Below are 10,971 nucleotides of genomic sequence, written 5' to 3'. Positions count from 1 at the left end.
GGCTTCCTCATGGCACTGCGCACCAAGGGGGAGAGCGTGGCCGAGCTCAACGGTCTCGCGGACGCCATGGTCGCTCACGCCCGCCCCATCTCCGTTCCCGCCCCGGCGCTGGACATCGTGGGCACCGGCGGGGACCGCCTCTCGAGCGTCAACATCTCCACGATGTCCGCCCTGGTGTGCGCGGGGGCGGGGGTGCGGGTCGTGAAGCACGGCAACCGGGCGTCGTCGTCCAAATCGGGATCGGCGGACGTCCTGGAGGCCCTGGGCGTGCAGCTGGACATGCCCGTCGAGCGCGTCCAGCGCGCCGCGCGCGAGGTGGGGATCACCTTCCTGTTCGCGCAGACCTTCCACCCGTCCATGCGCTTCGCGGCCGCCGCACGCAAGGCCCTCGGGGTCGCCACTGCATTCAACTTCCTGGGCCCGATCACCAATCCGGCCAAGGTCAAGGCATCGGCGATCGGTGTCGCGGACGAGGCCCTGGCGCCGCTGATGGCCGGCGTGTTCCAGAACCGTGGCGACCGCGCGCTCGTCTTCCGCGGCGGTGACGGGCTCGACGAGTTGACCGTCACGGCGCCGTCCCGGATCTGGGAGGTGCGGGATGGCCGGACCACCGAGCACACGCTCGAGCCCCTGGACCTGGACATGCCGCGCGCCACGATCGAGGATCTGCGCGGCCAGGACGCTGCCTACAACGCCGGCGTGGTGCGCGACATCCTCGACGGATTGCAGGGGCACGTGCGTAACGCGGTGCTGCTCAATGCCGCCGCCGGGCTCGTCGCCATCGACGAGAGCGCCGATGCTCCCTTCGCCGAACGTTTCGAGGCCGCCGTTGGGCGTGCGGCCGAGTCCATCGACTCGGGTGCGGCGCGAGACGTCCTCACCCGGTGGGTCGAGTTCGCCGCGCGGTGACCACCCGGTCGTCGCTCCCGCTCGGCCCGTCCGTGCGGTACCGCACAATCTGACGACGACGCCGCTCGCCCGGTTTCCGGAGGAGCGGCGTCGTTCGTGCTACGGCCGGGGAGTCAGTCGTCGATCCCCAGGGAGAAGGCCGCATCCAGATCGTGCGTGCTGTACGTGCGGAAGGCGATGTTGGTGTTCGTGGACTCCACGCCCTCAACCTTGGACAGCTGATCGGCGATCACGTCCGCGAGCCGTTCGTGCTGGTGCACCCGAACCACGGCGATCAGGTCCCACTCACCAGTCACCGAATAGACCTCGGTCACGCCGCGGATGTCCGAGACCTCCTGGGCGACCTCCGGGATCCGGTCCGACGAGGTCTTGATCAAAACGATGGCGGTGAACATGGGGTTCCTTTCCACGATGTCACTCCACTGTATCGGTGGGTCGATGGCGCGGCGGGCGTCTCGGAGCGGCCGGTGGCAGGGGAGTCGTGGCCGTATCAGCGACGACGAACTCGGGCCACGCCCGCCAGGACGAGGCGGTAGCCCACCAGGAAGACTCCCAGCACCACCAGGCTGACCAGAACGAACGACCACGCCGTGCCATCGCCTGTGAGAACACGTAGGAGCATCCCGACGAGTTCGGTGCTCAGCCATACGACCACGCCAGTGGGCACCACAGCCGCCGGTCGACGCGCTCCCCGTGCCATGAGCCACCCGATGAGCGTCCCCGCTAGGAAGGGCCACGCGGTGGTGAGCATGCCCAGGACGTCCTCACCGTGGGCTGAGCGCCCGATGGCGGCGAAGACGATCACCAGACCCAGGTCCACGGCCAGGAAAACGGGCCAGGCTCTCGTGGTTCGCTCGGCGGAAGGAGCTGATCGAGGCGATTGCGGGGGAGAGGCCACTGACGTGCGGGAGTCCGATCCGGGACGGGGTTGTGAGCTCATGTCTCCAGTTTATGGCGGGTTCTGGAAGCTTCCGAACGGATGAATTTCAAAGTGAGAATCGCAGGATTTAGTTCGAGTTCCACCTATAACTTTAAGAACCGGCCCAAGGCGCTATGACGCTCTCATGGACTGGGCCAGCTGAGGTCGCCGCAGCGGGGGGTCTTCACCCCGCGAGAGCACGGACCTCCAGGGGCTGCCCACATGCCGCGGATGCTTTGGCTGCAAGTTTCAGAGCGCCGGCCTCACTGGCGACCTCCACGATCCAGCAGCCGCCCAGAGCGGGCCCCGAACTCACCCGCGGGCCGGGGAACACCGCGGGGGATCGCCAGCTGCACCCGTGGCATCGACGGTATGGGTGGCCTCGGGCGGGGTGAGGCCGCCGGCGAGGACCAGTTGCCCGGCGTCCTGCAGATCCTGGTTGAAGGTGACAACCGCTTCGAAGGCGCGCTGCATGTCGTCCTCGGACTGACACGCCTTACCCGACGACTGGATGCCCGGATCGTGGAAGACGGAGATCATGAACCGTGCCATGGTGGCATCGTTTCGTATTGTGGAATCTATTCCGCGCTGGAGTCTTGAGAAGAATGGGCTTCGTTGCGTCCGAAACATCGCGTCATGGTGGAACCAGAAGCATCCTGCCGAGGGATTCGAGCCGCTCGGCGACGTCGAACGGTCGGTACTGGCAGAGCGCGTGTGCCCTCATCATGACGCAGGTCGCCGGACTGAGTACATACACGAGCAGAAACCCGAGATGTGTATCTAGACGCGTTGAGCAAAAGCGTCACGCAACGCGCCGTCCCGTAGCTTTGCATGGAGTCGCTCAGCCGGTGACCCATGGGACGAGGGGCCGAGTCGCCGCCTGAGCTCACGGCCATCTGAGGCCTCCCAGAGGCTGAATCGGGTTCGCCCCATATCGCGTCGTTACTAACGTACCCCCATGACCGATAATGTACATTATGTAAAGTAGTCCGAAAGTGGAGTGGCCGGAACGGTCCCTGGGCCTCTCCCGCCGGCACCCTCAGCCCTCGGCCGACCGCAGCGCCCACTCCTTCTTGTGGTGCCCCAGCACCGTCAGGATGATTCCCAGCGCCGGCCATCCGATCGGTGCCCAGATCTCCCCCGCGGGTCGTCGTCGGACAGGGGCACCACGTCCGTGACCCTCACGGTGGGCGGAGTCGCCCCCGTGGCTCCCGGCGTCTGCCCCGCACCCGAGCCACGCTGGGCCTGCACGAAACCCCCGGAGGCAGCGCCCCCACTTTGTCCCGGAGCCCCAGGGCCACCGGGGCCGCGCCGCCGCCCGACGCCATCTTCTGCGGCGCCTGTTGCATCCCCGCGATCACTTGCTGGTCGATCCAGCGCTGCATGTTCGTCTCCACGCCCGTGAGCATCTGGGACGCCACCGGGCTGGCCGCACTCGCCGTGAGGATCTCGGGCTGCTCCCCCAGCACGATCCCGCCGCACACCTCCCGCGACGTGATCCCGTTGACCGCGTCCTCACTGTTGGCCATCGGGTGCAGCTCGAGCAGGTGCTCGGGCATCTTCTGGGTAACAGCATCGACCTGCTCCTGCGAACCGACTACCGCCCCGGGCAGGTTCTCCACCCGGGACGTGGCCGTGGGCCATGCGAAAGCGAGAAGAACGACACACACGTCGCCCGCTCCCCCATCCCCCGCGTGCGCTCGCGCTCCCTGCAGGAGACACACGACGCGTTCGCAGTCGCCGTCGAGTCGCTACTCTCCGGGGTGCTTGCGGCCCCGGCCGACGGCTGACCACGGGCTGGGGACCATGGTCCGTCTCCGACGGCCGGGCCTGACCGTTGTACCGAGGCCCTGCTGCGCGAACGACGATCCGAACCCGCATACTCTGCAGCCGAAGCGGCCCCGCCCGCGCGGCGACGGAGTCGACGTGCCGGAACGCGCACGACCACGGGCGGCCACCCCGGAAGGGTGACCGCCCGTCGTCGTCAATTATTCAAACCGGTCGAGAGGGCGCCGGAGGGCGCGGACCGGCAGGGAGTCAGCGGTTGAGGACCGTGATGGCCTCGTGGGCGCGCTCGGCTCGGACCTGCACCAGGTAGGTGTCCGCGGCCGTGGTGCGCACGGACTTGAAGTCTCGCTTCCCGCCGGTGGCCAGGTGCGCCACGAAACCGAAGATCACGCCCCACACGGCACCGATCACCACGGACCACAGGATGATGGACAGCCAGCCGAACGCCGGGGCGAACAGGCCGAACAGGATGCCGATGAACAGGCCCAGCCACGCGCCGGAACCCAGGCCGGCGAGCGCGGCGCGGCCCTTGGTCAGGCGACCGGTGACGTATTCCTCGGAGCGCAGGCCCTCGCCCACGATCTTGACGGTGGAGACATCGAACTCGCGGTCGGAGAGCGTGTCCACGACGGCCTGGGCCTCGGCGTAATCGGGGAAGCGGGCGATCGTCTCGTATTTAGCGGCAGCGGTCTGGATCTCGTAGGCCATGATTCCCCTCACAATTGGTATGTATGATGCAAACGCCCCGCTTCCACCATATCAACCGGGCTCACGGCATCTAGAGCTCACAGCACCGAGCGGTAGACCTCCAGGGTCTGCTGCGCGATGGACTCCCACGAGAAGTGTTCCTCCGCGCGCGTGCGTCCCGCCTGACCCATGCGGTGAGCGCGGTCGGGGTCGGAGACCACGTCGGTGAGGGCTGCGGCGAAGTCGTCCACGAACTTCTGGGGGTCCAAGGGTGTGCCGGTGCCGTCGGTGACCTGTTCGATCGGGACCAGGCGGCCGGTCTCGCCGTCGACGACGACTTCGGGGATGCCCCCGGTGGCAGTGGCGACCACGGCGGCGCCGCAGGCCATGGCTTCGAGGTTCACGATGCCCAGGGGTTCGTAGACGGAGGGGCACGCGAAGGCGGTGGCGTGGGAGAGGATCTGGATCACGGCGCGGCGGGGCAGCATCTTCTCGATGAGCACCACGCCCTCGCGCTCGGTCTTGAGCTGGTCGATGAGGGCGTTGACCTCGGCGCCGAGCTCGGGGGTGTCAGCGGCGCCGGCGCACAGGACCAGTTGCACCTCGGGCGGCAGCTGCAGAGCGGCGCGCAGGAGGTAGGGCACGCCCTTCTGGCGGGTCACGCGGCCCACGAAGACCACGGAGGGCTTGGTGGGGTCGATGCCGTACTCGTCCAGGACGTCGGTGTTCTCGTCTCGGTCCCACTGGCTGACGTCGATCCCGTTGTGCACGGTGCGTACACGCTGGGGGTCCACGTCCGGGTAGGAGGCGAGGATGTCGCGGCGCATGCCGTCGGACACGGCGATGATCGCGGCAGCGGCCTCGTAGGCGGTCTTCTCCGCGAAGCTGGACACCCGGTACCCGCCGCCGAGCTGTTCGGCCTTCCACGGGCGCAGGGGTTCCAGGGAGTGGGCGGAGAGCACGTGGGGGATGTCGTACATGAGGGAGGACAGGTGCCCACCCATGTTGGCGTACCACGTGTGGGAGTGCACCAGATCCGCGCCCTGGATGTCCCCGATCATGGTGAGGTCCACCCCGAGGGTCTGCACGGCGGCGTTGGCATCGGCCAGTTCACCCGGCACGGGATACGCTTGCACCTGGGCGCCATGGAAGTCCGGGTCCCGGGGTTCGCCGAAGCAGCGGATGTTGAGGTCCACGAGCGGTGCGAGCACGCGGGACAACTCGGCCACGTGCACCCCCGCTCCCCCGTAGATGGTCGGCGGGAACTCTTTGCTCAGGATGTCTACTCGCACACTGCGAGCGTACTGCACGGGGTTGCTCGCACACAGGTGCGCAAAAGTTCGCGAAACTTCCGGCGACACGGTGTTCCGCCTTGCCGAGTGGGACACAATGACGGGGAAGACCAGTCAAAGACGACGCCGTGTTGTGGTCCGCGAGGGCTCTGACTGGCTCGGGAAGTGAGGGGTACGAATGTCACGACACAAGAAAGTCCTTGCCATCGTTCTGGCCGGTGGGGAGGGCAAGCGCCTGATGCCGTTGACGGAGGACCGGGCCAAGCCCGCCGTGCCGTTCGCGGGCGGGTACCGGTTGATCGACTTCGCGCTGTCCAACCTGGTGAACTCGGGGTACCTGCAGATCGTGGTGCTCACCCAGTACAAGTCCCACTCCCTGGACCGGCACCTGTCCGAGACGTGGCGGTTGTCCACGCAGCTGGGCAACTACGTGACCTCGGTGCCCGCGCAGCAGCGCCGCGGCAAGGAATGGTTCCTGGGCTCGGCCAACGCGATCTTCCAGTCCATGAACCTGATCGACGACGCCGATCCGGACATCGTGGTGGTCGTGGGCGCAGACCACGTGTACCGGATGGACTTCTCGGACATGGTGCGCAAGCACATCGAGTCCGGGGCCAAGGCGACCGTGGCCGGGGTGCGTCAGCCCATGGACATGGTCAAGTCCTTCGGTGTGATCGAGACCGACCCGCAGGACCCCACCCGGATCTCCCGGTTCGTGGAGAAGCCGGACTCCACCGCTCCCCTGCCGGACGACCCGAACGCGTTCCTCGCGTCTATGGGCAACTACGTCTTCGACCGGGACGCCCTCGTGGAGGCGCTGCGCGCGGACAACGAGCGCGGGGACACCAACCACGACATGGGCGGGGACATCATGCCCCACTTCGCGGACCGCGGTGAGGCCGTGGTCTACGACTTCACCCACAACGACGTCCCGGGTTCCACCGACCGCGACCGCCAGTACTGGCGGGACGTGGGCACCCTGGATTCCTACTACGACTCTCACATGGACCTGATCCGTCCGCTGCCGGTGTTCAACCTCTACAACTACGACTGGCCCATCTACACCCACCAGATCATGGCCCCGCCGGCCAGGACGGTGCGCGGGCCCAATGGTCAGGCCGGCGTGGCCTTCGACTCGATCGTCTCCCCCGGTGTGCTGATCACCGGCGGGCACGTGGGCTCCTCGGTGCTCTCCCCCAAGGTCAAGGTGGAGCACGACGCCCGCGTGACCGAATCGGTGCTCATGCAGAACGTGCAGATCGGCGCCGGGGCCACCGTGCACCGCACCATCCTGGACAAGAACGTGATCGTCCCGCCCGGGTTCACGGTGGGCCTGGACCGCGAGCGCGACCTCGCCCGCGGGCTCACGGTCACGGATTCGGGGTTGACGATCGCGCCCAAGAACTACCGCTTCCAGAACTGAGTCCGGTTCTCGTTCCGTGACACCCACTTGGCGGCCCCGCTCACGCGAGCGGGGCCGCCGTCGTAGGGGCGGACGAGGGCGCGGTCGGGAGCCCGGGCGGGGACGACGACGCCGTATCGCGCGGTTGCCGACGGCAGCGTCGTCGTCTGCCCGGCACGCCCAGCGGGCCGCAAGCGGGCGCGGGCGGGCGGATGCCTACACTGGGGTCATGGGAGCCAGCTCACTGACCAGAGAAGATGCCATGACGCGCGCGGAGCAGATCCGGGTGGAGGACTACCGGGTCACGGTGGATCTCTCGGGAGCACGGGAGCCGGGCGCCACGACATTCGGTACCGAGGTCACGGTGCGCTTCACCGCGGAGGCCGGCGCGGAGACGTTCATCGACTTCATCCACGACACCGTGAGCGCCGTGGAGCTCAACGGCGAGTCGTTGGACGTGGACGACGTCGTGGAGGGCTCGCGGATCCGGTTGCCGGAGCTGGGCACGGCCAATGAGCTGCACGTGGTGGGTCGCGCGCTGTACTCCCGTTCCGGGGAGGGCATGCACCGCTATGTGGACCCCCAGGACGACTCCGTTTACCTTTACACCCAGTACGAGCCCGCCGATTGCCGCCGGGTGTTCCCCGTGTTCGAGCAGCCGGACCTCAAGGCCGTCTACCACTTCACCGTGATCACGCCCCCGGAGTGGCTCGCGGCGTCCAACGGGGACCCCACGGGGCAGAACACCACCGACGACTGCGACGTCCCCGGCGCGGTGGCCCACGACTTCGCCCCCACCCAGCGGATCTCGAGCTACATTACCGCCATCCTGGCGGGGCCCTACGCCCGGTTCACCGACGAGTGGTCCGGCACCGACCCCCAGGGCGAGGCCGTGACGATCCCCCTCACGCTGTACTGCCGGCGGGCGCTCGCTGAGTACATGGACACCCAGGAGCTGTTCATGCTCACCAAGCAGGGTCTGGATTTCTTCCCGCGGTTGTTCGCGTTCGCGTACCCGTTCGGGAAGTACGAGCAGGCGTTCGTGCCGGAGTACAACCTGGGGGCCATGGAGAACCCGGGGCTCGTGACGTTCACGGAGGCGTACCTGTTCCCGTCGGGTGCCACGCGGGCGCAGTTGGCGGGGCGGGCGAACACGCTGTTGCACGAGATGTCCCACATGTGGTTCGGGGACCTGGTGACCATGCGGTGGTGGGACGACCTGTGGTTGAAGGAGTCCTTCGCGGAGTTCATGGGCGCGTACGCGTCCGTGCACGCGACCGAGTACACGGACGCGTGGGTCACGTTCGCGCTCGCCCGTAAGGAGTGGGCATACCGCCAGGACCAGTTGCCCACCACGCACCCGATCGTCGCGGACATCCCGGACCTGGAGGCCGCGCGGCAGAACTTCGACGGCATCACCTACGCCAAGGGCGCCTCCGTGCTGAAGCAGCTCGTGGCGTTCGTGGGTGAGGAAGCGTTCATGGACGCGTGCCGTGCGTACTTCCGCCGGTTCGCGTTCGAGAACACGAGCCTGGACGACTTCCTGGAGGTCCTGGACGAGGCCAGCGATCACGACGTCCGCGCGTGGGCCCAGCAGTGGTTGCACACCACGGGTGTCCCCGTCCTGGAGGTCCGCCTCCCGGGCTCGGTGGACAACGACGCCGAGGCGCCGGGTGCACACGCCACGCACGACGGCGCGGGGTGCGGTGACCCCGCCGCAGGGGGCGGCACCGCGGCGGCGAGCGCCACGCTGACCCAGCGAGCGGCGTCGTTGCGTCCGCACGGGCTGACCGTGGGCCGGTACACGCGGGATGGCGATGCCGTGGTGAACACGGCGCGCACCGAGGTACGGGTGCCGGCCTCGGACACGCCCGTTCCCGTCACGGGTCTAGGCGACGCCCCAAGCAGCGAGGCCCAGGACGGCGAGTCGTTCCTGCTGGTCAACGACACTGACCTCACATACTGCCTGGCCCATCCGGACCCGGAATCGCTTGCGGCCATCACCCGCCTGGTGGGGGCGATCGAGGACCCGCTCGCGCGAGCGGTGGCGCACTCGCAGGTGTGGGCCGCGGTGCGCGACGCCCGGCTGTCCCCGCGGGAGTACGTGTCCATGGCGGCGCGTGAGTGCGGTGCGGAGCGTCACGCGGCGATCCTCACGACCGTGCTGGACCACGCGGGTCAGGCCCTGGGCGAGTACGTGCCCTACCAGTACCGCACCGCCTCGCGGCGTGAATTCTTCGAGGCCCTGCGCAATGCCCTGCTGGCCGCGCAGGCGGGTTCCGATGAGCAGCTGGTACTCGCGCGCGCTTTCGCCCGCGAAGCGGCGCGGGACGGCAGCTACGCCCGTCAGGTGCAGGAGTGGCTCGGGGACGAGGACACGGTGGCCGGTCTGCCCCTGTCCTCCGAGCTGCGCTGGTCCCTTCTCACCGCGCTTACCGCCACGGGTCACGCCACGGTCTCCGAGCTGGAGACCGAACACGCGCAGGATCCCACCCGCGACGGCCGGTTGGGCTACACCCGGGCCGTGGCCGCCATCCGCTCGGACCGGGCCAAGGACGAGGCGTGGCAGCGGATCGTGGCCGGCGAGCTGTCCAACGACGAGCTGAGCGCCACGATCTCCGGCTTCCAGTTGGCGGCCCCTGCCGTGCTGCATCGCTACGAGTCCGAGTACTTCGCCCACTTCGCCGAATGGTGGGGCACCCACTCCATGGAGATCGCGACCCGCATGGTGCGCGGACTGTACCCGCGCGCGATCGAGGTGCGGGCGGCGTCGTCTGACCCGAAGGAACACCCCGTGGTGCGGGAGACCCACGCGTGGTTGGACGCCCACCGGGACGCCCCGGGGGCCCTGCGACGCATCATCATGGAACTCGCGGCGGACGCCGAAAGGGCCGTGGAACTGCAGGTGGCGTGCCTGTCCCGGTGAACCCTGGGGGTCTGCTTTCCACCGAGCGGATGAACATCGATGCGTTGGGATCAACGGTTAGCATGTGGTGAGATGCCGCGGCGGAGCACGCGTCGGCGCTATTGCGAGGGAGACCATGAGGGATTACGCGCTCAACGACCGAGGGTCCTTGGACGTCGTCACCGAGAACTTCTACGACACCGAGATCATGCGGGTGTTCGGAGGCCTCTCCGTGGGCCGGGCGCAGACGTGGACCGGGACGGCCGCGCTGGTCCTGGAACCGGACAACCCCTTCGACCCGCGCACCGTATCCGTGCGCGTGGGCGGGAACAAGGTGGCCCACCTCAGTTCCGGGGACGCACACCGTTACTGGCACCCCCTCTCACGCGTGATCGCCTCCGGCTACACCCCCGTGGTCCCGCTGCACCTGGAGGCCGAGTTGCAGCGCCAGGACGGGCAGGCGGAGGTCGCCGCGCGCGCGACGATCGGCATCGCTCCCCCGGACCTGCTGTTCCCCCTCAACACCGCGCCCGCGCAATCGGCCGTGCTGCCCCAGGGCTCCTCGATCAAGGTTTTGGACGAACAGGAGTTCGCCGAGTATCTGCACTCGATCGTGCCAGCTTCCGGTGAGGGCCGCGTGATCCTCACCCTCGAGGTCAACAAGGTCAAGAACTCCCACGGGCTCACCGTCGACACCGTGGACGTGCTCTACGAACGCAAACAGGTGGGTCGGCTCTCTACCCAGATGTCCCAGCAGTTCATCCCGATCATCCACTACGCGTTCGAACAGGATCTGCTCACCGCCGTGTGGGGGACGATTCGTGGTTCCTCGTTCGAGGTGTCCATGACCTTGCAGGCCGCCCGCGCCTCCGAGGTCCCCCAGCAGTGGTTCACGGACCTGCCCAACGACGTCCCCGAGCTGCTGCCGGACGCCGAGGATTTCGAGGTGCCCCCGGCCTACGTGCCCGTGGAATCGGACCGCGGGCGCAACGCCAAGAAATGGCGCCGTGGTTTCAGCGCCGCCCACACCGACGACGACGCCGCTCGCAACCGCCCCGGCGCCCAGACC

10 protein-coding genes are annotated in these 10,971 nt (G+C 68.1%); 4 read left to right on the top strand and 6 right to left on the bottom strand.

Annotation, left to right across the window (positions count from 1 at the left end):
• Nucleotides 1-909: anthranilate phosphoribosyltransferase (gene trpD / locus J1M36_RS00120; RefSeq protein ID WP_241246677.1), on the top strand; the 909-nt coding region annotated here is incomplete at its 5' end.
• A gap of 113 nt (nt 910-1,022) precedes the next feature.
• On the opposite strand, the gene J1M36_RS00115 is transcribed toward trpD, so the two are convergent.
• The 6 genes from J1M36_RS00115 to glgA all read right to left on the bottom strand — a co-directional run bounded on the left by J1M36_RS00115 (nt 1,023) and on the right by glgA (nt 5,595).
• Nucleotides 1,023-1,304, bottom strand: coding sequence for an Lrp/AsnC family transcriptional regulator (locus J1M36_RS00115; RefSeq protein WP_155384267.1), 282 nt, complete (start codon nt 1,302-1,304; stop codon nt 1,023-1,025).
• Between the two features lie 95 nt (nt 1,305-1,399).
• Complete coding sequence (locus tag J1M36_RS00110) at nt 1,400-1,849, bottom strand: DUF3054 domain-containing protein (protein ID WP_082943119.1); 450 nt, start codon at nt 1,847-1,849, stop codon at nt 1,400-1,402.
• A 291-nt stretch (nt 1,850-2,140) separates the two neighbouring features.
• On the bottom strand, nt 2,141-2,380 hold the full coding sequence (locus J1M36_RS00105; protein WP_206478245.1) for a hypothetical protein: 240 nt from the start codon (nt 2,378-2,380) through the stop codon (nt 2,141-2,143).
• 629 nt (nt 2,381-3,009) lie between these two features.
• Nucleotides 3,010-3,498, bottom strand: a complete 489-nt coding sequence (locus tag J1M36_RS00100; RefSeq protein ID WP_085106052.1) for a hypothetical protein — start codon at nt 3,496-3,498, stop codon at nt 3,010-3,012.
• Nucleotides 3,499-3,865: 367 nt separating this feature from the next.
• The gene (locus J1M36_RS00095) at nt 3,866-4,324 is read right to left on the bottom strand and encodes a general stress protein (protein ID WP_064845191.1); all 459 of its coding nucleotides are present in this window, start codon (nt 4,322-4,324) and stop codon (nt 3,866-3,868) included.
• Between the two features lie 77 nt (nt 4,325-4,401).
• On the bottom strand, nt 4,402-5,595 hold the full coding sequence (glgA, locus tag J1M36_RS00090) for a glycogen synthase (protein ID WP_064845206.1): 1,194 nt from the start codon (nt 5,593-5,595) through the stop codon (nt 4,402-4,404).
• Between the two features lie 178 nt (nt 5,596-5,773).
• Between glgA and glgC the strand changes: the two genes are divergently transcribed.
• From glgC to J1M36_RS00075, 3 genes are all read left to right on the top strand, one after another.
• Nucleotides 5,774-7,018 carry a glucose-1-phosphate adenylyltransferase gene (glgC, locus tag J1M36_RS00085; protein WP_206478244.1) on the top strand — a complete coding sequence of 415 codons (1,245 nt, stop codon included), beginning with the start codon at nt 5,774-5,776 and terminating at the stop codon, nt 7,016-7,018.
• A 208-nt stretch (nt 7,019-7,226) separates the two neighbouring features.
• The gene (gene pepN, locus J1M36_RS00080) at nt 7,227-9,923 is read left to right on the top strand and encodes an aminopeptidase N (protein WP_206478243.1); all 2,697 of its coding nucleotides are present in this window, start codon (nt 7,227-7,229) and stop codon (nt 9,921-9,923) included.
• Nucleotides 9,924-10,038: 115 nt separating this feature from the next.
• On the top strand, nt 10,039-10,971 hold a 933-nt coding region (locus tag J1M36_RS00075), incomplete at its 3' end, for a hypothetical protein (protein WP_241246676.1).

The organism is Kocuria sp. KRD140 (assembly GCF_017168375.1).
Taxonomy (GTDB): domain Bacteria; phylum Actinomycetota; class Actinomycetes; order Actinomycetales; family Micrococcaceae; genus Kocuria; species Kocuria marina.
The sequence above is the reverse complement of the archived record's forward strand: the minus strand, read 5'-3'. Positions and strand labels throughout refer to the sequence as shown.